20 protein-coding genes, 2 tRNA genes and 1 pseudogene are annotated in these 21,445 nt (G+C 62.8%); 8 read left to right on the forward strand and 15 right to left on the reverse strand.

All coding sequences use genetic code 11. The features are described from left to right. The first annotated feature begins 33 nt into the window (after nucleotides 1-33). Both RQP55_RS05995 and RQP55_RS06000 read left to right on the forward strand, forming a co-directional pair. Nucleotides 34-1,053, forward strand: coding sequence for an adenosine deaminase (locus RQP55_RS05995; RefSeq protein ID WP_315609271.1), 1,020 nt, complete (start codon nucleotides 34-36; stop codon nucleotides 1,051-1,053). Beyond that, a complete protein-coding gene (locus RQP55_RS06000; RefSeq protein WP_315609272.1) occupies nucleotides 1,043-1,600 on the forward strand; it encodes a phosphoribosyltransferase in 558 nt (185 codons plus the stop codon). Before RQP55_RS05995 ends, RQP55_RS06000 begins: the two co-directional genes overlap by 11 nt. Before the next feature lie 3 nt (nucleotides 1,601-1,603). Here the strand turns inward: RQP55_RS06000 and RQP55_RS06005 are convergent, their stop codons facing one another. Further along, nucleotides 1,604-3,289 (reverse strand): amidohydrolase, encoded by a 1,686-nt coding sequence (locus tag RQP55_RS06005; RefSeq protein ID WP_315609273.1) that lies wholly within the window; start codon nucleotides 3,287-3,289, stop codon nucleotides 1,604-1,606. A 105-nt stretch (nucleotides 3,290-3,394) separates the two neighbouring features. Here RQP55_RS06005 and RQP55_RS06010 point away from each other — a divergent pair, with 105 nt between their 5' ends. Continuing rightward, complete coding sequence (locus RQP55_RS06010; protein WP_315609274.1) at nucleotides 3,395-4,987, forward strand: lysine--tRNA ligase; 1,593 nt, start codon at nucleotides 3,395-3,397, stop codon at nucleotides 4,985-4,987. A 1-nt stretch (nucleotide 4,988) separates the two neighbouring features. On the opposite strand, the gene RQP55_RS06015 is transcribed toward RQP55_RS06010, so the two are convergent. Then, a complete protein-coding gene (locus RQP55_RS06015) occupies nucleotides 4,989-6,803 on the reverse strand; it encodes a DUF885 domain-containing protein (protein ID WP_315609275.1) in 1,815 nt (604 codons plus the stop codon). Continuing rightward, nucleotides 6,794-7,468: a 2OG-Fe(II) oxygenase gene (locus RQP55_RS06020; protein WP_315609276.1), complete on the reverse strand. Its 675-nt coding sequence runs from the start codon at nucleotides 7,466-7,468 to the stop codon at nucleotides 6,794-6,796. Before RQP55_RS06020 ends, RQP55_RS06015 begins: the two co-directional genes overlap by 10 nt. A gap of 85 nt (nucleotides 7,469-7,553) precedes the next feature. Here RQP55_RS06020 and RQP55_RS06025 point away from each other — a divergent pair, with 85 nt between their 5' ends. After that, complete coding sequence (locus RQP55_RS06025; RefSeq protein ID WP_315609277.1) at nucleotides 7,554-8,108, forward strand: cytochrome b; 555 nt, start codon at nucleotides 7,554-7,556, stop codon at nucleotides 8,106-8,108. A 64-nt stretch (nucleotides 8,109-8,172) separates the two neighbouring features. Here the strand turns inward: RQP55_RS06025 and RQP55_RS06030 are convergent, their stop codons facing one another. Further along, complete coding sequence (locus RQP55_RS06030; protein ID WP_315609278.1) at nucleotides 8,173-9,084, reverse strand: RcnB family protein; 912 nt, start codon at nucleotides 9,082-9,084, stop codon at nucleotides 8,173-8,175. 137 nt (nucleotides 9,085-9,221) lie between these two features. Between RQP55_RS06030 and RQP55_RS06035 the strand changes: the two genes are divergently transcribed. Further along, the gene (locus RQP55_RS06035) at nucleotides 9,222-9,812 is read left to right on the forward strand and encodes a pyridoxamine 5'-phosphate oxidase family protein (RefSeq protein ID WP_315609279.1); all 591 of its coding nucleotides are present in this window, start codon (nucleotides 9,222-9,224) and stop codon (nucleotides 9,810-9,812) included. Nucleotides 9,813-9,845: 33 nt separating this feature from the next. On the opposite strand, the gene ettA is transcribed toward RQP55_RS06035, so the two are convergent. Then, complete coding sequence (gene ettA, locus RQP55_RS06040; protein WP_315609280.1) at nucleotides 9,846-11,525, reverse strand: energy-dependent translational throttle protein EttA; 1,680 nt, start codon at nucleotides 11,523-11,525, stop codon at nucleotides 9,846-9,848. Between the two features lie 112 nt (nucleotides 11,526-11,637). Between ettA and RQP55_RS06045 the strand changes: the two genes are divergently transcribed. Beyond that, nucleotides 11,638-12,981 (forward strand): M28 family peptidase, encoded by a 1,344-nt coding sequence (locus RQP55_RS06045; protein ID WP_315609281.1) that lies wholly within the window; start codon nucleotides 11,638-11,640, stop codon nucleotides 12,979-12,981. A gap of 18 nt (nucleotides 12,982-12,999) precedes the next feature. On the opposite strand, the gene RQP55_RS06050 is transcribed toward RQP55_RS06045, so the two are convergent. The 5 genes from RQP55_RS06050 to RQP55_RS06070 form a co-directional block, all read right to left on the reverse strand. Beyond that, nucleotides 13,000-13,076 (reverse strand) — tRNA-Pro (locus RQP55_RS06050). A 20-nt stretch (nucleotides 13,077-13,096) separates the two neighbouring features. Then, nucleotides 13,097-14,566, reverse strand: coding sequence for a M20 family peptidase (locus RQP55_RS06055; RefSeq protein WP_315609282.1), 1,470 nt, complete (start codon nucleotides 14,564-14,566; stop codon nucleotides 13,097-13,099). Between the two features lie 42 nt (nucleotides 14,567-14,608). Continuing rightward, nucleotides 14,609-14,685 (reverse strand) — tRNA-Ile (locus RQP55_RS06060). 42 nt (nucleotides 14,686-14,727) lie between these two features. Further along, nucleotides 14,728-15,708 (reverse strand): polysaccharide deacetylase family protein, encoded by a 981-nt coding sequence (locus tag RQP55_RS06065; protein ID WP_315609283.1) that lies wholly within the window; start codon nucleotides 15,706-15,708, stop codon nucleotides 14,728-14,730. Between the two features lie 71 nt (nucleotides 15,709-15,779). Continuing rightward, nucleotides 15,780-17,444, reverse strand: a complete 1,665-nt coding sequence (locus RQP55_RS06070) for a histidine kinase dimerization/phospho-acceptor domain-containing protein (RefSeq protein ID WP_315609284.1) — start codon at nucleotides 17,442-17,444, stop codon at nucleotides 15,780-15,782. Between the two features lie 192 nt (nucleotides 17,445-17,636). Between RQP55_RS06070 and RQP55_RS06075 the strand changes: the two genes are divergently transcribed. Both RQP55_RS06075 and RQP55_RS06080 read left to right on the forward strand, forming a co-directional pair. After that, complete coding sequence (locus tag RQP55_RS06075) at nucleotides 17,637-18,101, forward strand: Lrp/AsnC family transcriptional regulator (RefSeq protein ID WP_315609285.1); 465 nt, start codon at nucleotides 17,637-17,639, stop codon at nucleotides 18,099-18,101. Nucleotides 18,102-18,105: 4 nt separating this feature from the next. Beyond that, nucleotides 18,106-18,435, forward strand: a complete 330-nt coding sequence (locus RQP55_RS06080) for a hypothetical protein (protein WP_315609286.1) — start codon at nucleotides 18,106-18,108, stop codon at nucleotides 18,433-18,435. Between the two features lie 11 nt (nucleotides 18,436-18,446). Here the strand turns inward: RQP55_RS06080 and accC are convergent, their stop codons facing one another. The 5 genes and pseudogenes from accC to RQP55_RS12060 form a co-directional block, all read right to left on the reverse strand. Beyond that, nucleotides 18,447-19,796 carry an acetyl-CoA carboxylase biotin carboxylase subunit gene (gene accC / locus RQP55_RS06085; protein ID WP_315609287.1) on the reverse strand — a complete coding sequence of 450 codons (1,350 nt, stop codon included), beginning with the start codon at nucleotides 19,794-19,796 and terminating at the stop codon, nucleotides 18,447-18,449. A gap of 12 nt (nucleotides 19,797-19,808) precedes the next feature. Continuing rightward, nucleotides 19,809-20,261, reverse strand: coding sequence for an acetyl-CoA carboxylase biotin carboxyl carrier protein (gene accB / locus RQP55_RS06090; protein ID WP_410000271.1), 453 nt, complete (start codon nucleotides 20,259-20,261; stop codon nucleotides 19,809-19,811). A 190-nt stretch (nucleotides 20,262-20,451) separates the two neighbouring features. Then, nucleotides 20,452-20,865, reverse strand: a complete 414-nt coding sequence (locus RQP55_RS06095; RefSeq protein WP_315609289.1) for a holin family protein — start codon at nucleotides 20,863-20,865, stop codon at nucleotides 20,452-20,454. Nucleotides 20,866-20,939: 74 nt separating this feature from the next. Beyond that, the gene (locus RQP55_RS06100) at nucleotides 20,940-21,320 is read right to left on the reverse strand and encodes a hypothetical protein (protein WP_315609290.1); all 381 of its coding nucleotides are present in this window, start codon (nucleotides 21,318-21,320) and stop codon (nucleotides 20,940-20,942) included. A 36-nt stretch (nucleotides 21,321-21,356) separates the two neighbouring features. Then, nucleotides 21,357-21,445 (reverse strand): annotated as a pseudogene (locus RQP55_RS12060) (integrase catalytic subunit); the annotation flags it as partial.

Here is a 21,445-nt window from a genome sequence, read left to right on the forward strand (position 1 = left end):
GACCGGGCAGCCGTGAAGGTTAAGCGTCGGAAAATGTCGAATCCCTCGCGTGACGCGCTGATCGCCCGCCTGCCCAAGGCTGAGCTCCACCTCCACATCGAAGGCTCGCTTGAGCCAGAGCTGCTGTTCGCGCTCGCCCAGCGCAACGGAGTCTCAATCCCGTTCGCCTCGGTCGAGGCGGTTCGGGCGGCCTATTCATTCTCGAACCTCCAGGATTTCCTGGACATCTATTACCAGGGTATGTCGGTGCTGCTGACCGAGCAGGACTTTTACGATCTGACCTGGGCCTATCTGGAACGCGCGGCGGATGACACGGTTCGCCACGTCGAAATCTTCTTCGATCCGCAGGGCCATACCGAGCGGGGCGTCGAATTTGAGACGGTGCTGAACGGCATCGAACGTGCGCTCAAGGACGGCGAGGCGCAGTTGGGCATCAGTTACCGCCTGATCATGTGTTTCCTGCGTCATCTGAGCGAGGAAGAAGCCTTTGCCACCTTGGATCAGGCCATGCCGCACCTTCATCGCATCCACGGCGTCGGGCTGGATTCGTCTGAAGTTGGACACCCGCCGAGCAAGTTCCAGCAGGTCTTTGCCAAGGCGCGCGAGCTGGGTCTGCATGTCACTGCCCATGCCGGTGAAGAAGGGCCGCCCGAATATGTCCACGAGGCGCTTGACCTGTTGGAGGTAGAGCGGATTGATCACGGCAACCGCGCATTGGAAGACGCCACGCTGGTCCGCCGCATTGCCGACGAGGGGCTGACTCTGACGGTTTGCCCGCTTTCCAACCTGCGGCTTTGCGTGATCAGGGACATTGGCGAAAGCCCGGTACGCAAGATGCTTGAGCTTGGTCTGAAAGCCACGGTCAATTCTGACGATCCGGCCTATTTCGGCGGCTATATCAACGACAACTTCCGCGCGATCGCCGATGCGCTGGACCTGTCCGAGGCGGAGATCATCAAGCTGGCGGAAAACAGCTTTACCGGATCGTTCCTGCCGATGGCGGACCAGATCCAGCATCTGGCCGAAATCGCGGAGGTGGCCGGTGGTCGATAAGGTTTACCTGACGGCTGACCGCCTGCTGGAAGACAGTTTTGCCCTGGCCAACACGGTGCTCGATGCCGGGTTTGTGCCGACCCATATCGTCGGCATCTGGCGCGGCGGCGCGCCGGTGGGGATCGCGGTTCAGGAACTGCTGGCCTATCGCGGGGTCGAGACCGATCATATCGCGATCCGCACCGCCAGCTATTCCGGGATCGACAAGCAGGACAAGGAAGTGCGGGTCTATGCCCTGGGCTACCTGATCGACGTGCTGGATCCGGATGACCGGCTGCTGGTGATCGATGACGTGTTCGATACCGGCCGCTCGGTCGAAGCCTTTCTGCGCGAACTGAAAGCGCGCTGCCGGCACAACACCCCCGAAACCATCAAGATCGCCACGGCCTATTACAAGCCAAGCCGCAACCAGACCGCGCTCAAGCCCGATTTCTACGTGCATGAGACCGAGGAATGGCTGGTCTTCCCGCACGAGATCTGCGGGCTGACCGAAGCGGAAATCCGCGCCCACAAGCCGGGGGCGGCGATCATCCTGCGCGAGGGCTGAGGCCTATTCGGCGCGCCAGATGGTTGCGCCTTCCTTGACCGTTTCCAGCACCCGGATCGCACGAATTTCGGCAACCGGAGTGGTCAGCGGATTGCGATCCAGCACCACGAAGTCTGCCAGCAGGCCCGGCTTGATCCGGCCGCGGCGGCCTTCTTCGAACGCTTGCCAGGCCGGTCCTGTGGTGAGAGCCTGAAGCGCGTGCCAGGCATCCTCGCGCTGGCTTTCCCCGCTGACCACACCGGTGCGCGAGGTGCGGCTCATCGCGCTCCACAACTGGGCTCGGGTATCGAGCGGGGTAACCGGATAGTCCGAATGGTTGGACGCAATCAGGCCTGCCGCCCGGCTCGCCGCGAAGGGGCTGATGAAATTGACCACTTCGTCCGGGAAATTCCGGCGATGCGTGTCAGCGAAATAGAAGGTGTGGTTGGAGAAGTAGGACGGGCCAACTCCGATCCGGGCATAGGCCGGGATCTGGTCAGGCCGCATGAACTGCGAGTGGATCACGATCGGACGGCGATCATCGGCGGCCTTGATCCCCAAGGCATCGAAGCCGCGGATCGCCATATCGATCGCCGCATCGCCATTGGCGTGGACAAAGATTTGCCAGCCGCGTTCATGAACCTTGCGGGCGAGCGTCTGGAAGGCATTGTCCGTGGTTACGGGCTGGCCGTGCCAGGGATGCTGGCCATCGGGCGAGCCCAAGGCATAGTCACGCGTGAAAAAGGCGGTTCGCGCCTGGGGGGATCCATCGAGCGTGAACTTGATCCCCTGCAGCTTGACCCGCCCAAAATGGGCACCGGGCCTCATCGCCGGGTTTTCGAGCATGGCATCGATTCCGGTCATGGCGAATGGCAGGATGGCAAGGTCGATCTTGAGCCTTTGCTGGGCGGCCGGTGAAGTGAGGAAGGCCAGGTCGACCGGGTTGGTTGCGCCGTCCTGCGCCCAGGTGAAACCTTCGCGGGCATAGCGCATTTGCAGATGGTCAAGCGTTTCAAGACGCGCGGCATTGCTTGGCTGCGGCAGAACAGTAGCGATGGGTAACATGGCCTTTTCAAAGACCAGCCCGGTCAAATGGCCCGCCGCGTCGCTGGGCATCACTCCGCCGGCCGGGGGCTTCATCCCATCGCGCAGTCCTGCGGCTTCCAGTGCAGCGCTGTTGGCAACAAGGCCATGGACGGAAATGTGCATCAGCACGACTTTGCGATCGGGCAGCGCGCTATCCAGTTCGGCGCGGGTGATGTGGCGGCGCTCAGCCAGGCTGGCATCGTCATAACGCCAGACGACCACCCAGCCGCCCTTCTGCACCGATGCACCATAGCGCTTTACCGCTGCCAGCAGCTTAGCCACCGAAGCGGTGTCACCAGTGGCCGGATCACCTAGATCAAGGCCGCCGGCAGTTTGCAGCCCGATCGCGAAGTGCGAGTGGGCATCGACAAAGCCAGGCAGCAGGGTGGCCCCCTTGAGATTATGAAGCTTCGCTCCCTTGCCCGCCACCGCGCGCGCTTCGGCTTCTAGACCGACGAAGACGATCTTGCCCTCGCGCTCGACCACGGCCTCGGCCATTGTTGGCTCATCGCCATCCATCGTGAGGATGGAGCCGCCATGCCACAGCGTTGCGCCGGGGTCCTTCGCGACTGCCGGCGCAGCCAGTGTCAGCCCTGCGGCGGCCAGCCAGGTTGCGATGCGCATAGTTACCCCTTCACGTTGTTCCGACCGCTTTCGGGCGTGCGTCGGTCTGGCGCAAGGGGCAATCGCACCTTGCAACGCAGGCGCTTTGGCGCGAAAGGGCCGCGCATGACTGAAGAAGCTCTCTTGACCGCCGCACAGGTTTCCAAGGCTTGGCCCTTCGAAGAGGCCCGCAAGCTGCTGAAGCGGTATCCGGAGGGCAAACCCGATGGCAGCCCCGTGCTGTTCGAGACCGGCTATGGCCCATCGGGGCTGCCGCATATCGGCACTTTCCAGGAAGTGCTGCGCACCACGCTGGTCCGCCGCGCCTTTGAAACGCTGACTGGCGGCGCGCCGACCCGGCTGGTGGCATTCAGCGATGACATGGACGGCCTGCGCAAGGTGCCAGACAATATCGAGAACAAGGGGCTGTTGGCCGCCTATCTCGGCCACCCGCTGACCCGCATTCCCGATCCCTTCGGCAAGTACGAAAGCTTCGCGCACCACAACAACGCGATGCTGCGTGACTTCCTGGATCGCTTCGGCTTCGATTATGAATTCGTCTCGGCCAGCGATCGCTACAATTCGGGCCAGTTCGACGATGCCCTGCGCGGCGTGCTGCGCAATTGGCAGGCGATCATGGACATCATGCTGCCGACCCTGCGCGAGGAACGCCGCCAGACCTATTCGCCGGTCCTGCCCGTCAGCCCCAAGACCGGGCAGGTCTTGCAGGTGCCGGTTGAGGTGGTCGATGCCGGGGCCGGCATGGTCCGGTTCGAGGATCACGGCGAAATGGTCGAAAGCTGCATCCTGGGCGGCAATTCCAAGCTGCAATGGAAGGTCGATTGGGCGATGCGCTGGGTGGCGCTGGGCGTCGACTATGAAATGTGCGGCAAGGACCTGACCGACAGCGTGCGCGAAAGCGGCAAGATTGCCCGCGCGCTCGGCGGCCGTGCGCCCGAAGGGATGATCTACGAGCTGTTCCTGGATGAGAACGGCGAGAAGATTTCCAAGTCCAAGGGTAATGGTCTGACGATCGAACAGTGGCTGACCTATGGCAGTGAAGAGAGCCTTGGCTTCTACCTGTTCCGTGATCCGAAGAGCGCCAAAAGCCTGCACGTCGGCATCATCCCGCGCGCGGTCGATGAATATTGGCAGTTCCGCGAAAAGCTGGCCGATCAGCCGATTGAGCAACAGCTAGGCAACCCGGTCTGGCACCTGCTGCGCGCCAATGGCGATCAGGGCGGGGCGGGCGATAAGCTGCCGGTGACATATGGCTTGCTCCTGAACCTGGTTGGCGTGCTGGGTGCCCAGGCGACGCGGGAGCAGGTCTGGTCCTATCTTGGCAACTATGTCGAGAATGCCGATCCGGCGGCGCATCCTGAGCTGGATAAGCTGGTTACCAATGCGTTGGCCTACAATCGCGATTTCATCGCGCCCACGCTCCTGCGCCGCAAGCCAGAGGGCAGCGAGGCTCAGGCACTCGCCGCGCTAGACGAAGAACTGGCCGCGACCAGCGATGATGCCACTGCGGAAGAGTTGCAGAACCTGGTCTATGAAATCGGCAAGGACCCGCATTACGGGTTCGAGCAGCTGCGCGACTGGTTCAAGTGCCTCTACGAAACGCTGCTCGGTTCCTCGCAGGGGCCGCGCATGGGCAGCTTCATCGCGCTTTACGGGATCGCCAACACCCGCAAGCTGATCGCCGAGGCACTGGGCTGATCTAGCGCACAGCGGCGATCCAGCGGCGGACCTTGGTTTCCAGCACCGGCAGCGGCAGGACGCCGCTGCCCAAAATCTGCGTGTGGAAGGCCTTCAGATCGAAGCGCGGGCCAAGGGCTGCCTCGGCCTCGCGCCTCAGCCGCTGGATCGTCAATCCGCCGATTTTGTAACTCAATGCCTGGCCGGGATTGGCGATGTAGCGATCAACCTCGGCCTCGGCGTCGCTGCGGCCCATGCCGGAATTGCCGAGCATATAGGCCACCGCCTGGCTGCGGCTCCAGCCCTGGGCGTGGATGCCGGTATCGACCACCAGCCGCATGGCGCGGAGCATCTCGTCATCGAGCGTGCCCCAGTGCTGCAGCGGATCGGTGTAAAGCCCCATCTCATAGCCAAGGGTTTCGGCATAAAGCGCCCAGCCTTCGACATAGGCGGCATTATCGCCAAAACGCTGGAAATCGGGCAGCGTCAGGTCCTGCTCGGCCAGGCTGGTCTGGAAGTGGTGCCCCGGGATGCCCTCGTGCAGGTAGAGCGTGGTGACACCGGACAGGAACCGGCTCTGCAGGTCATAGGTGTTGAAGTAGAACATTCCGGGCCGGCGTCCATCAGGCGAGCCGAGCGAATAGGAGCCCCCGGCCTCAAACTTGCCGCGGTGGGCGGGGTAAGGGGCAATGCCCATCCGTCCGCGTGGCTGGCGGTCAAACAGGTGCGGGAGCTGCGCATCGACCGAACGTGCCACTTTGGCATAGCCCTCGGTCAGTTCGTCTGGCGTCTTGGGGTGAAAGCGCGGGTCAGAGCGAATGTGGTTGAAGAAGGCTGGCAAAGTGCCGTTATAGCCGAACTGCGCCTTGACCTGTTCCATTTCGCCCTGGATCCGGGCCACTTCACGCAGGCCCAGGGCATGAATTGCCTCTGGCTCCAGCGGCAGGGTTGTGTGCCGATGGATTAGTCGGCGATAGATACCTGCGCCGCCTTTCATGGCGGAGATGCCAGGTTCAGTCCGGGCTGCGGGAAGATATTCTTCGGCCAGGAAACGGCTCAGGCGGCGATAGGCCGGCAGAACATCCTGACCGACCACTTCGATCCAGTCTGCCCGGATCAGTGCCTGGCGGGCAGGCGGGATCGCTTCGGGCATTTCGGCCAGCGGCGCCGTGAAGACCGACTCCTCGGCCGGACGCGCCAGCACTTCATCAAGCTGGGCGATCATGTTGACCGTTGTCAGGCGGGTTTCGACCACACCGCTGGCCATGCCCTGGCGAAAGCGGGCGCTCGCCCGGTCCAGCACGGTGGGGAAGGTGCGTAGCAGCGCCAGGTTGCGGCGGTAATCGTGCTCATCACGATAGGGCAGGCTACCGCCCGCGCCGATCAGGGCAGGAAATTCCTCATGCAGCCCGCCGAAATGGTTGAAAGGGCGCACAAGGGTCAGTGCAACGATGTCTGGCGATAGCCAGCCCAGGGCTTCGCGGTTCTGCTCCCGGAAGGCATCGTAGGACAGCTGCCGTTCCGGGCTGAGCCGGGCGCGGTCGATGCGGGCGAGCGCGATCAGTTCGCGGCGCAGCTCGGTGCGCTGTGCTGCTGCCAGTTCATCGCTGAACAGCCGCTGGAGCGCCTGCGGATTGCTGTTGTCGCCCCGCGCCAGGGCGCCCAGGGGATCAAGTGCTTCCTGCGCGCGGGCGAAGGAATTGAGCAGCGCCAGCAACCGGGCGTCTTCGTCTTGCCGGGGCACGGCAGTGAGTGCGGGGGCAGCCGCGGGCGCAGGAGCCGGGGCGATCGCCGCCAGCAAAAGTCCCGCCAACAGGAATGCACGGGTCAGCCCCATTTGCGGGTGCGATACCACTTGGTGATGATGTACTTCGTGCCTTTGATCACCGGGGTCCCGGCGTGCAGCGTGTCCTGGTTCAGCGAGCCATCGGGGCAGCTGTTGTTCCAGACGATCAATGCGCCGCGCTGGGGCGGGATCGAAACGCCGATCTTGGGAAAGTCAGTCGTCCCGCCTTCCTCAACATCGTTAAGATAGATCATCGCCGTTATCGAGCGCTGGCCACCACGCTTGCTTTCCGTTTTCCAGTAGGGTGCCTTGGTCCAGAACCAGTCCTGGTGGGGTTTGAACTCCTGCCCCGGGGCATAGCGCTGTCCCTGCATCGTCTCACCGAATTCGTGCGGAATGCCCAGCAGGTCGTCGATCCGGCGCTCGATCATTTTGACGAAGGGATCGTTGCGATCGACATCGCCGGAATAGGACGTGCGCCAGGTGTCTGAAGCATAGCCGTGGTCAAGCACGGCCGAAGGCTGGGCGGTTCGGTCCACCATGGCGATCAGCTGATCGCATTCATCAGGGCTGACAAAGTCACCCAGGGCCCAGATTTCAGCGCGATCGACGGGAACCTTGTGTGCCGCTGGATCGCCTTCCAGGCGGCGGCGGACATGGGCGCCCAGCCGCATCAGCGCGACCTTGTCCGGGTTGGGGCAGGGGGGGTAGTCCATGCAAATATGCCTATCGTCCGGCTGCGCGGCAGAGCAAGCAAAAGCTGCTTGCAGACAATCACGGCTTGCGCCAACTTCCTGATCCATGAGCACAACCAACAGCACAGCGCGCTATTCGCGCGGAGCAATCATCCTTCACTGGCTGATCGCGCTTTTGATCATTGGCAACTTTGTTGGGGCCTGGACATCGGAAGATCTTCCGCGCGACCAGCGGATGATCATGATGGGTTATCATAAGGCAACGGGCATTGTGATCCTGCTGCTCACACTGGTGCGGATCGGCTGGCGCCTGATCAATCCTCCGCCGCCGCTGCTTGAGACGCTGAAAACCTGGGAGGCGGCGCTCGCGCGGGTCACACACGCGCTGTTCTATGTGCTGATGCTGGCCGTGCCGCTGGCCGGGCTGGGGCTGCATTCGGCCTTCGGACAGGGCAAGCCTGTCAGCATCTTTGGCCTGTTCGATTTCCCAGCCCTGCCGGTCGGGATCGACAAGCCGACCATCGGGCTATTCCATGAACTGCACGAGGTGACGGCCACGGCGATGCTGGTCTTGCTTGGGCTTCACGTTGCGGCGGCGCTGAAGCACCAGTTCCTGGATCGCGATGGCACCCTGGCCCGCATGAAGCCCTTCGGACGCTGAACGCAGGAGAGCCCCCACCCGTGTCCGGGCAGGGGCTCCGCGGGGTCCGTCCACTCTCGGACCGTTACCAGAAGAAGCTGTAGATCACGTCCACGACTTCGCCGGAGTAGGTGTTCACCAGCAGGGCGTCATCATAGTACCGCACCCAGCGATAGGGTCCGTAGACGTCGGGCAGGCGGTACTGCCAAGGATCGTTGATCCAATACCGGTTCGAATAGAACAGCGAATCGAGGAAGAACCCGATGTTCAGCCGACGATAGCTGTAATTCCGGAAAGGCGAATAATAGATCCCCACCCGGAACGTGCTGGGATAGGTCCGGCGATAGGAATACCAGTCATAGCGCCGGTTATCGCGCCAGCGGTTGTCCCAGCGGCGGTAGTCCTGTTGGGCGGCATAGCGGGCGCGATCACCTCGATTGTCCCACTGGCGGGCTGCGTCGCGGCGATTTTCAACACGGCGGTAGGCTTCGTAATAGCTCCGCCGCGCATCCCCGCGTGACCAGTCTTGCGAACGATCGGTTTGGCGGTCGGTCCAGCCACGCGCTCGAACAGCGGGTGCAGGCGCGGCTTCCGGCTGCGGGAGGGTTGCGGGGCGGGCAGCATTGCCATGCCCGTTGCCGCCACCGCGGTTGTCCCAGCCGCGCGGGTTGCCGTTCCCGCCGTTTTCGGCGCGGCGATCCGCGCTGCGGTTCCACCCGGGCGCCTGGGCCGCGCGGCTCTGCTGGAAATCGCCGACGAGAGCGGCCTGCGGAGCGGCTTGTGCGGGACGGGCCCACCCTCTGCCCTGGTCTTCGCGCGGGGCCGACCGGGGCGCAGGCCGAGCCTGATAGTCACCACTAATATTGCCGGCGGCTTCACTATCGCGGAACCGGCGGCCTTCTTCCTGCGCCTGCGCATTCAGCGGCAGTGCCAGGGCGGAGACTGCAAGCGCCAGGGCGCTGACCTTGCCGGCAATCGACTTGAGCTTCACGGCCATGGCCGCTCTCCATCCAACGCGCCGCACCATCGACGACGACCAAGAACAACCAGCTAAGTGATTCGCGCTGTCGCCAGGCTGAATGGCAAGCATGGTTCTTTGTTCAGGAATCACACCAAGCCGGTTAAGGGGCTGGCATGTTCGAAACGCTTGATGCCGTGCTGGCCGATGCCGCCGCCCACCTGACTCGCGCCGCGCGGGACCGGAAATCGCCGATGCACGTGCCCGTGGTCGGCACGGGTGATGGCGACCTGAGAATGATGGTGCTGCGGGCCTGCGATCCGGACATCGGCTTGCTGCGCTTTCACACCGATGCGCGCAGCCCCAAGGCACGACAGCTTGGCAGCCACGCGGTGGCCAGCGTCCTGGCTTTCGATGCCGAAGCCAAGATCCAGTTGCGTGTAAAGGGTTCTGCCCGGATCGAGTGCGCGGGGCCGGTTGCCGATGCTGCCTGGGCGGCATCATCGCCCTATGCGCGGCGATGCTATCTGGCTGTTGCCGCCCCGGGATCGCCAGCCGAACGGCCGATGTCGGGATTGCCCGAAGCCGTTGAGGGTATTCGGCCCAGCGAGGAACAGCTGCTTCCCGCGCGCGAAAACTTTGCCGTCCTGGTGATTGAGCCTGTCTCGCTCGATTGGCTCTACCTGGCGCATGACGGCCACCGCCGCGCGCAGTTCACGCGGGGCGGGGCGGGTCAGGACTGGCAGGGGACCTGGGTGATCCCCTGACCGGTTAGCACGTCAGCTTCTTGCCCTAGCGCGTCAGCGCGTCAGCTTCTTATAGGCCAGGCGGGTCGGGCGATCGGCTGCATCGCCCAGGCGGCGGCGCTTGTCTTCTTCATAGGCCGCAAAGTTGCCTTCGAACCATTCGACGTGGCTGTTGCCTTCGAAGGCCAGAATGTGCGTTGCCAGGCGGTCAAGGAAGAAGCGGTCGTGCGAGATGACCACGGCGCAGCCGGCGAAGTTCTCGATTGCTTCTTCCAGCGCGGCGAGGGTTTCGACGTCAAGGTCGTTGGTCGGTTCGTCGAGCAGCAGCACGTTGCCGCCCTGCTTCAGCATCTTGGCCATGTGGACGCGGTTGCGTTCACCGCCGGAGAGCTTGCCAACGTTCTTCTGCTGGTCCGCACCCTTGAAGTTGAACGCGCCAACATAGGCTCGGGTCGACATGTCCTGGCCATTGACCTTCATGTAATCGAGCCCGTCGGAGATTTCCTCCCAGACGTTGTGCTTCGGATCGAGGTGGTCACGGCTCTGGTCAACATAGCCGAGGTGTACCGTTGAGCCGACTTCGATCGTACCGGTATCGGGCACTTCCTTGCCGGTGATGATCTTGAACAGGGTGGACTTACCCGCACCGTTCGGACCGATCACGCCAACGATGCCGCCCGGCGGCAGCATGAAGGACAGGTCTTCGAACAGCAGCTTGTCGCCATAGGCTTTCGAGATGTTCTTGACCTCGATCACCTTGCCGCCAAGGCGCTCGGGCACCTGGATCACGATCTGGGCCTTGCCGATCGGACGGTTGTCCTGGGCGTTCTGCAGTTCCTCGAACTTGCGGATACGGGCCTTGGACTTGGTCTGGCGCGCGGCCGGGGTTTGGCGGATCCACTCCAGTTCGCGCTGCAGCGCCTTCTGCTTGCCGCTTTCCTCGCGGTCTTCCTGTTCAAGGCGCTTGGCCTTCTTTTCCAGGTAGGTCGAGTAGTTGCCCTCGTAAGGGAAGTAACGTCCACGATCGAGTTCGAGGATCCAGCCGACGACGTTATCGAGGAAGTAGCGGTCGTGGGTGATCATCAGCACCGCGCCGGCATATTCCTTCAGGTGATTTTCCAGCCATTCGACGCTTTCGGCATCAAGGTGGTTGGTTGGTTCGTCGAGCAGCAGGATGTCCGGCTTCTGGATCAGCAGCCGGGTCAGCGCGATGCGGCGCTTTTCACCGCCGGACAGGTTATCAACCGACCAGTCCCCCGGTGGGCAGCGCAGGGCTTCCATTGCGATCTCGAGCTGGTTGTCGAGCGTCCAGCCGTCAACCGCGTCGATCTTGCCCTGCAGTTCGCCCATTTCCTCCATCAACGCGTCAAAATCCGCGTCCTCTGGCGGATCGGCCATGATGTTGGAAATTTCGTTGAAGCGGTCGACCAGGTCAGCAGTTTCACGCGCGCCGTCCTTGACGTTTTCCAGCACGGTCTTGGTCTTGTCGAGTTCCGGCTCCTGCGGAAGATAGCCAACCGTGATGTTCTCACCCGGCCAGGCTTCGCCGGTAAAGTCGGTATCGATCCCGCCCATGATCTTCATGAGCGTGGACTTGCCCGCGCCGTTCGGACCGACGATGCCGATCTTTGCACCTTGATAGAACTGCAGGCTGATGTCGTTCAGCACCGGCTTCTGCGCGCCGGGGAAGGTCTTGGTCATGCCCTTCATGACATAGGCGTATTGGGCGGCCATCAGGGGGTCCTCTGGAAAGTATCACAAACTGGGATTTGGCCGCGCCAGTACAAGCTGGCGCGGCAGTGGGCAAGCGGATTGCCTTTGATCGGGCGCTGGGTAAAGCAGGGGCATGTTCAAGACCATGACCCGCGCCGCTGCGCTCTCCGCCCTGCTGCTCACCACCGCCGCCCACGCTGCCCCGCCGACTGAAGGTTCGGGCGTGGCTTGGGACATTACCGCAGGCCTGACGACCGAGATCGGCCAGCGCCTGGCCGGATCGGATCGCGAAGCCGCGGCCCGCGATTGGGCCGTGACCCGGCTCAAGGCGTTGGGCTTCGAGAGCGTGCGGATTGAACCGTTCACTTTCGATGGTTGGGTGCGCGGCCCGGAAAGCGCGATGCTGACCGCGCCCTATCCGCACAAGCTGGCCATCGCCGCGCTGGGCTATAGCGCGCCAACCCCAAAGGGCGGGATCACCGCGCCGCTGGTCTATTTCCCGACGCTGGAAGCACTGAAGGCTGCGCCCGAGGGCTCGCTGAAAGGCAAGATCGCCTGTATCGACCATGCCATGCGCGCCGCGCAGGATGGTGCAGGCTATGGTCCCTATGGCGCTGCCCGGCGGCAGGGCCCGTCCATCGCTGCCGCCAAGGGTGCGGCCGGCGTGGTGATCCGCTCAATCGGTACCGACTGGCAGCGCAATCCGCACACCGGCGCAACCAGCTGGAGCAAGGACGTGACCTCGATTCCGGCCGGTGCAGTGTCCAACCCCGATGCCGACCTGATTGTTCGCATTGCCAAGACCGGCAAGCCAATGAGCTTGAGCCTGCAGCTTGAGGGCAAGCCGGTGGCCAAGCTGCCGTCGGGCAATGTCGTGGCCGAATTGCCAGGGCGCGATCCCTCGCTGCCGCCGATTCTGGTTGCCTGTCACCTCGACAGCTGGGACCTGGGAACCGGTGCTTTCGACGATGCGGCAGGTTGCGGGATCATCACCGAGGCCGCGCTGGCCGCACAGAAGGACGCAAAGGCGCTTCGCACGATCCGCGTGCTCTGGGCCGGGGCCGAGGAGGTCGGCGTGTTTGGCGGCGCGGCCTATGCCGAGGCGCACAAGAACGAACCCCACGCCCTGGCGATGGAAAGCGATTTCGGCGCGGACAAGGTCTGGCGCGTCCAGTTCGATTTTGGTCCGGGCAATGCCGCGCTGGCTGATCGGATCGCGGCATCGCTGGCACCGATCGGCGTGGTCCGGGCGGGTGGCAAGGCCAATGGCGGGGCCGATGTGGGTGCGATTGCCCGCGCGCAGAAGCTTGCCGTGGTGGACCTGAGCCAGGATGGCACCCGCTATTTCGATCTGCACCACACCCCGGACGATACGCTCGACAAGGTTGATCCGGCGCAACTTGCGCAGAATGTCGAAGCCTGGCGGCGGGTGCTGGCGATCGTGGCGAACGAGGCAGGCCCGCTGGGCGGGAGTTAAGCCGGGCTGAGAGGGATTTGGTCGGGGAGACAGGATTCGAACCTGCGACATCTTGCTCCCAAAGCAAGCGCGCTACCGGGCTGCGCCACTCCCCGACCGTGTGGGCCCCTTAGGCTCAACTTGCGCTGGTGGCAATCAGGCGCGTGAAGAATCGGATCATGCTGGCAAGGTTCTCCGTCGAGATGTGCTCATTGGTGCCGTGGATCATCTTGGTCTCCTTGGAGGAGAGCCGTAGCGCCTGGAACCGATAGGTATCCTGCGACACATCCTTCATATAGCGGCTGTCGGTCCCGCCTACGACCAGGAACGGGGCCACCGGCGCGCCGGGGGCCTCAGCTTCGGCAGCGGCACGAATCAGCTTCCAGCCTTGCGAGGTGGTTGAGGAAACCGGCGAAGCTTCGCGCGGCTCGCGTTCCCAGCTGAACGTCACCGGCAGCTTGCCAACGGCTTGCTTGGCGCGGGCCAATACGTCGGCCGAGCTATCCCAGGGTGCCAGCCGGTAATTGACCAGGCCAAAGGCTTCCTGCGGCAGGACGTTTTCCTTGGGGCTGCCCTGCAGCATGGTTGGGGCGATCGTGGTGTGAAGCTGCGCCGCGCCGGCGGGCGAGCTGCCCATTTGCGACTTGATCAGGCTGCCGAACAGCCAGGGGTTGGCGGCCAGAACTTTCATCAGTCCGCCCTTTTCGGCGGCAAGGGCTTCGATCGTGCCAAAGGCCGGCTGATCCAGCCGCGCCGGGAACTGACTGGCGTGGATCGCGGTGATCGCCTTGGCGAGCGTAACCGTACCGATTTCCTCAGGCGGCATCGACGAGTGACCGCCGGGCGCCTTGGCTGTCACGCGCAGGGTGGCATAGCCCTTTTCGGCAACCGCGATCATGATTGCGGGTCCGTTAATGATCGGAGCATCGTTGATGATTGCGCTGCCTTCATCGAGCGTGAAGAGCGATTTGACTCCGCGGGCCTTGAGCACCTCGGCCGCGGCCTGCGCGCCGGTGCCGCCAACTTCCTCATCGTGGCCGGAAACGATGATGATTGTCCGTTTGGGTTTGAAGCCCTTGGCGGCGAGCAGTTCGGCGGCTTCGAACAGGGTGACCAGCGAGCCCTTGTCATCCACCGCGCCGCGCCCCCAGACTGCGCCGTCGGCAATGACACCAGCGAAGGGCGGGTGCTTCCAGTCCCCTTCGGTGCCGGGGGTGACGGGTACCACATCCTGGTGGGCCATCAGAATGATGGGCTGGAGCGAGGTATCGCTACCGGGCCAGGTGTAGAGCAGGGTGGCCTTGCCCACGAACTCGCGCTGCATCGCCTTGTGTGCAGCGGGATAAGTGGCCTGGAGCCAAGCCTGGAAGCCTTGCCACTGGTCCAAGCGGTTCTGGGCCGGATCCTGGTTCGAAACGGTCTCGAAGCGGATTGCAGCGCCGAGCCGGCTTGCCGCGGCATTGACGTCAGGTTCGATGGCCGGGGCCAGCTTGATATCGTTGGCCTGTGCGAGGCCTTCGGGCGAAAACGTAGCCGTATTCCAGGCAACCACACCGGCCGCCACACCAAGCCCAAGCAGAACCGCCCAAGCAATCTTCTTACGCATATACTTTCCCCTCCCGGTCACTCACGCGTGGACTGTGGGGGATGGTGGGCCCGGCAGGACTCGAACCCGCGACCTAGCCGTTATGAGCGGCCAGCTCTAACCAACTGAGCTACAGGCCCATCTGCGCGATGGCGGTTGCCGGGTTAGCCGGGGCGATGCTCTTAGGCAAGGGTGACGGCTTGCATGAGGTCTTTGACAGAGGTTGATGCGACATTGCGTTGCCGTAGATAGGCGAACACGCCGCGCCACCAGTCATAGAAAGCGTCGAGATCTGCCTCGCTGCTGACATAGGGCGTGAAACCGGGGGCAAGTGAGGGACTGTGAAAGGCAAAGACCAGTACTGCCAGCCCCTCGTCCAGGGCAATATCGATCCCGCGGATCGCTTCCTCCAGGGTGATGCCCTCGGGCGTTAGCGGAATGCGTTCGAGCAGCCCGGTCTTGGCCAGCAGACCGCGCAGTTGCGGCATGCGCCACATCATCGGGTAGAGCTTTGGCCCGAATTGGCGCAGCAGGCCCCAATAGACTGTGGTCAGGGGGAGCTCCATCAATCGCTGGTCCGGATCAACCCACCAGGGGCTTACCGGGTGATCGCGATAGTCAGGCCCGCCAACGGCGCTGTAATCGAACCGGGAACGGACCGACGTATCGATTGCCATGCCATGCTCAATCAGCATGTCGGCGGTTCCAGGGCCCAGGCCATATCGCCCGGCGCGATAGATCAGCGGGGTGGTGCCGAAGCCATCTTCGATCGCGCTGCGCAGTCGGCGGAACTTTTCGCGCTCAAGCGTGACGGGGAGGTTTCCGGCAAAGGAATTGGCCTCAGTCACATCCTCATCATGGGGCGGGTTAACCCAGGGATGCAGCTGCACGCCGATTTCGGCCTTGCCTTGCGCAACCGCATTGCACAGTGCTGCGCGGGCGGTGGGAGATGTCGCCACGGGAAAGTCGACCAGATAGACCGGCACGACGCCGGCGCCCTCGCAGAATTCCTGAAAGCGGGCGAGCCGGGCAACCGAATGGAGGGTATAACCTTCGCGCCGGATTGGGCGGGACCAGTCGAATTCCTCTTCGGTATCGACAGTCAGCAGAAAGCGCTGGCCGAAATCAGCCGGGAAGCGGACCCTTTGCGAATGGCCCGGCAAATCGGTGATGCGCGCCTGCGGTACGATTGGGGTTCCCCTTTTCCGCCAGGTACTTCGTGACCGTGGCGGCGTTACGATGCGTGGCTATGATGCTCTGAAATCCCGGTCAAGCCCGGGAGCGTGAGAATCAAATCTGAGCCTCTTCGGGTCAGGTCGCCGCCAGCAGCCGAGGCTTCGGCACGGGCGAGGCGCAAGGCGAAGCCAACACCGAAGACGCCAGCGGAAATTGCCTGCGGGACAGCACCCGGTGCGGCTTCAAACAGGTCCTGATCAGAGCGTGTGGCAAGGCTGGCCGGCAGCCTAAGCGCCATGCGGAAGCCGGCCACATTCTCAGCGATCGCTATGTCGAGCGTTTCGCCAGGCGCAGCAGTTCCGGCAAGAGTGGCAAGGAGCCGCCACGCAAGGCGCTCTACCTCAAGCCGGGCGAGTGCAACGCGGCAAGGGTCTGGTCCTGCGGAGAGGGTGAAGCTGCTGCCACGCTGGCCGGTGTGGGCGGCAAGCTGCGCAATTGTTGCGGTGAATACTTCGGTAAGATCGCATTCGCCCGTTTCCAGCTGCATTGCTGCGCTTTCTAGCCGGGCCAGACGTTCCAGTTCTTCAAAGGCTGCCAGCATCCGCGCTGCGTCTCCAGCAATACCGGCGGCGAGGGCGCGATATTCATGCGGAGTGGGGCCAAACAACTGCTGCTGGATCACTTCCGAAAAGCCCTGGATCGCATTTACAGGTGTCCGCAGCTCATGGAGCAACTGGCGGATGCGCTCGGCTTCGCTGTCTGGGGAGGGCGTCGGCGCCGTAGCCACCAGGCTTGGCCAGCGACGCATCCGTCCCTGATGACCAAGGAACTGTCCGCTCAATGGATCAAACCGTGGGCTCGCATCGACCCGCCAGGCGCCGGCAATTCCGGGGCTTCCCGCCAGCTCGATCCGTATCCCGCCAATTGGCTGGCGGCGGGCGATGGCGTTAATCAGCGGATCGGGTGCCCCGGGGGCCGCCAGGTGCTGGCCGATGATCATCGGAGCTACGCCCGGATCCGCCCAGACAATCTGGCCGTTCGTATTCGTGGCAAAATCAAACGCGCGTGCTTCTGGCGGGACATGCAGGACGTGCTCCTCGTCCAACGGCAGCCGCGGCGATTCCCCGGTAACTTCGGGATTGCGCGATTTCCGGTAGGCTTCGATCCGCTTTACTATTGCTGAGATTGAGCCTTCGCCGTCCGCTGGCGCGGTGGCTGTGGTTGCCGGCTCCTGTTCAAGGCCTGCTTTGGTGATGGCAGCCGCTTGGGTGGGCGGCAGGCTGGTCCGGGCGATGCCAAGCCGCTCCAGTTGTTCGGTCAGCAGCGGGACAAGGTCGCTGCGGCTGCCCAGCCGCGCGCGCGCGGTGGGAGGGAGGGCGGGAAGCAGATCAGTCCATTCGGCTGGTTCAAGCCGGGCTGTGTCAATGGCCGCACCAGCCAGCACAGGCTCGGTCGCACTGAGTGCCGCAACCAGCCGGGGTGAACGCAGGCGCATCGCTTTGTCGCGCAGGATTGTGGCGCGTTCCGGGGCCGGGATCATGGCGGACAGTTCTGCCAGCCGCTGATAGGCGGCCTCGATGCTGTCACTGCGTGCGTCGCTTGGTTGAGTCCCCAGCAGGTCAAGCAATTGGCGATATTGAATGCGGGCCAGCGCCGTTCCCTGCGCACGCAGGCGAAGAACGGTGGCCAGACGATCGTCAAAATGCATTGGGGTATCGCTCAAGTTCGAACTGGCTCTTCTACTAGGTCGCCATAGCAAACTCCCGCTTGCGCCATAGCGTTCCGATTGATGCGTTGCAAAGCGGGACGGTTACGATATGAAACAATATTATTATCGCGATCCTGCATGTGGGGCTGTAAAAATTACGAGCTTTTGGCCGCGCGGTGGCAGATGGAAGCGAAAAGGGTGGGTTTGATGGCTAATCTTGATGGAATCGACCGGCGCTTGCTTGCGGAACTGCAGGACGAAGGGCGCGTAACCAATGTGGAGCTGGCCCAGCGGGTCGGCCTGACTGCCCCGCCGTGCCTGCGCCGGGTTCGTGCCTTGGAAGAATCGGGCGTAATCCGCGGCTATCACGCCGATCTGGATGCCTCGAAGCTGGGCTTCGCGATTACCGTGTTCGCGATGGTTTCGCTGAAGAGCCAGGCTGAAGATTCGCTCCGTCAGTTTGAGGATGCGATGAAGGGCCTGCCCGAAGTCCGCGAATGCCACATGCTGAACGGCGAGATCGACTTTATCCTGAAGATCGTCAGCAAGGACCTGCAGAGCTTCCAGGAATTCCTGACCAGCAAGCTGACCCCGGCGCCGAACGTGGCAAGCGTGAAGACTTCGTTAACCATCCGCACCGCCAAGCAGATCCCCGGAGTCCCGCTGGATTAGGCGTGTGGCGCTGGTAGCCTACTTTGCGCTGGTCACTCTTTTTGGATTGCTGTTGGCGGGCATTTCGATCCATGCCAACCGTTCTCTGCCCAATTCCGCCGAGTTGCCAATGCAATGGGGTTTTGACGGTCGTCCAACCTGGAGCGCGCCTCGCAAACTGGCGTTGGCTTTTACGCCGGCGTTATATTCACTGACGATGCTGGCAATCGCGTTCCTGATCCCAGTGCAGTGGGAGCCTGATGTGCCGGCAATGCTAGGCGTAATGACAGTCGTGGCCACAGCATTTGTTGCTGCCCACCTGCTCCATATCTGGTTGATCCGTCGCGGCGGCTGAAATCGATCCAGCTAACTCGCTCGCTGCGCCAACCACTCTTCCAGCCACTTGATCGTGTAATCGCCGTGGATGAAATCGGGCTCGCTCATCAGTGCCTGATGCAGCGGGATGCTGGTCTTGACGCCGCCGATCACCATTTCCTCAAGCGCACGCTTGAGCCGCATGATGCAGCCTTCACGGGTGCGGCCCTTGACGATCAGCTTGGCGATCATTGAGTCGTAATAAGGCGGTACCTTGTAACCGGCATAAAGCCCTGAATCGACACGGACATTCATCCCGCCAGCTGCGTGATAGCTGCTGATCAGACCGGGTGAGGGGGCGAAGGTCCACGGATCTTCCGCGTTGATGCGGCATTCGATCGCGTGGCCGTTGAATTCGATATCTTCCTGGGCAACCGAAAGCGGCTTGCCATCAGCGATGCGGATCTGTTCGCGCACCAGGTCAACGCCGGTGATCGCTTCGGTGACCGGGTGTTCCACCTGCAGGCGGGTGTTCATTTCGATGAAATAGAACGCGCCGTTTTCCCAAAGGAATTCAATCGTGCCCGCACCGCGATAGCCCATGTCGGCCATGGCCTTGGCAACGATGCCACCCATCCGCTCACGCTCTTCGGGCGAGATCACGGGCGAGGGGGCCTCTTCCAGCACCTTCTGGTGGCGGCGCTGCAGCGAGCAGTCCCGCTCACCCAGGTGAATCGCATTGCCATTGCCATCGCCAAACACCTGAAATTCGATGTGGCGCGGATTGCCGAGGTACTTTTCGATGTAGACGGTGGCATCGCCAAAGGCGGCCTTGGCCTCGCTGCCGGCCTGCTGGATCAGCGTTTCCAGCTCGTCCGGGCCATTGCAGACCTTCATCCCGCGCCCGCCGCCGCCCGATGCGGCCTTGATGATCACTGGATAGCCGGCGGCTTCGGCAATCTGCTTGGCTTCTTCGATATCAGAGACGGCACCATCCGAACCCGGCACCAGCGGCAGACCCAGTGCGCCGGCTGTGCGCTTCGCCTCGATCTTGTCACCCATCGTGCGGATGTGTTCCGGCTTCGGGCCGATCCAGGTGATGTTATGCGCTTCGACGATCTCGGCAAACTTCGCGTTTTCCGAGAGGAAGCCATAGCCGGGGTGAATCGCGTCCGCCTGGGTGATTTCCGCCGCAGAAATGATCGCTGCGACGTTAAGGTAGCTATCCTTTGCCGCCGGCGGGCCAATGCAGACCGCATGATCAGCCAGCCGCACGTGCATGGCATCGGCATCGGCGGTGGAGTGGACGGCAACCGTCTCAATCCCCATTTCATGGGCCGCACGGTGGATGCGCAGCGCAATCTCGCCGCGATTGGCGATCAGGATTCGCGAGATACCCATGGATGGTGCGCCTTACGCGATCACGACCAGCGGCTGGTCGAATTCGACCGGCTGGGCATTGTCGACGAGGATCGCGGTGACCGTGCCGCCACGCGGTGCGGTGATGGGGTTCATCACCTTCATCGCTTCGATGATCAGCAGCGTATCGCCTTCCTTGACGGCCTGGCCGATGCTGACGAAGTTCGCCGCGCCGGGTTCGGGAGCCATGTAGACCGTGCCGACCATCGGCGATTTGACCGCATTGGGATCAGTGGCCGGAGCAACCGGGGCAGCAGGTGCAGCGGCGGCGGCCGGAGCAGCCTGCGGTACCGCAGTCGGTGCCGGGGCGTGGTGGATCACCGGGGCGATGCCGCCACCGCGCGAGACCTTGATCTTGCGGTCACCATCTTCGACCTCGATCTCGGTGAGGCCGGTTTCGGCGAGCATTTCCGCCAGTTCGCGCACCAGCGCAGTATCGATGTTCATTCCGGTGGGGCGGCTGCCTGCCTTGCTGTCGGCCATGCGTTCCTCGACTGGTTGCTTTGGCGATCGCCTATGCGCGGGCCAGCGAACCTAGGCAAGACCCCAGACGCTACGGAATGTTAGCAACCCACAGGATCGAAAGGGCTGGAGGCCTTGGCCGGGCAGGGTAGCAGCCCGGCCAATGGGCCGCGCCCTATCGATCAGATCCGGCCACTTTGCCCCATTGGCGCGCCGCGGTGTATCCAAGGTAGCCGGTGCCGAACAACGCATAGAGCGCTTCGGGCATGGCAGAGAGGTAGGCGGTCATGCCAGAGGCGATCGCTTGCGCCGTGTCGGGCCGAAACGCTGCGATCACCCCCATCGGCAGGGCCCACAGGATCAGCAAATACATGACATAGAGGAAACTCGGCCTGGCCCGGCTGGTCCACGGGTCCCGCGAATTGGCCTCTGCGACAATGGCCGAGAGCCGTGCTTCGATCTCAGCCAGGGCCTGCGATCCTTGGAGTTGCAGCAGTTCCAGCTTGGCCTTGTCGCGCGCGCCCTTGTCAGGGATGACCTTGTCAATGATGGCGGCGACGGGGCCAATCAGGGCTTCGAGAATGGGCATGGAGGCTCCTTTGCGTTGCAAGAAGCCGATCCAGTTATACCAATTGCGCGGTGTAGGAAAACTTATGGGCCGGGCTACGAGTTGGAGCAGGCAGAGGTCCCGCCGGTGCCGGTAATACCGGGGTCAAGGTTTCGGTCATCCCTGATAATGAAGGCCGCCTCTCGCTTCATCGTTATGTCGTCAATGAACAAGGTTCCGAAGAGCCCCTTATGCTTATAGAATACTTCGGCGAACATCACGGCTGAATCCTCTGCGGCAGAGACTTTCTGCGTGCCGTTTCCGATTGCCGTGATCTCGTCGCCATTCAGGCCGTTGTTAGTTGTGTCATTGCCATAGTCGGAAGACTTGTCGAGATCGCCGACGCAGCGCTGCCAATGGATGAACTGCTTTGCTTCGGTCGTATCGTATTCCAGGCTGGTCAGGATGACCCGGCCATTGTCTGCAAGGTCGATCATTTTGACCGGCCCCCACTGAGTGGTCCGTTCGGTTTGTTAGTGCATGATCGCCTCCTGCGCCATGGCTGGCCGTAGGTGGAGCGAAGCGGAACCGGAGGGCAGCCATGGCGATGGCGCTGTTTCTG

The organism is Novosphingobium sp. APW14 (assembly GCF_032337075.1).
Lineage (GTDB): Bacteria > Pseudomonadota > Alphaproteobacteria > Sphingomonadales > Sphingomonadaceae > Novosphingobium.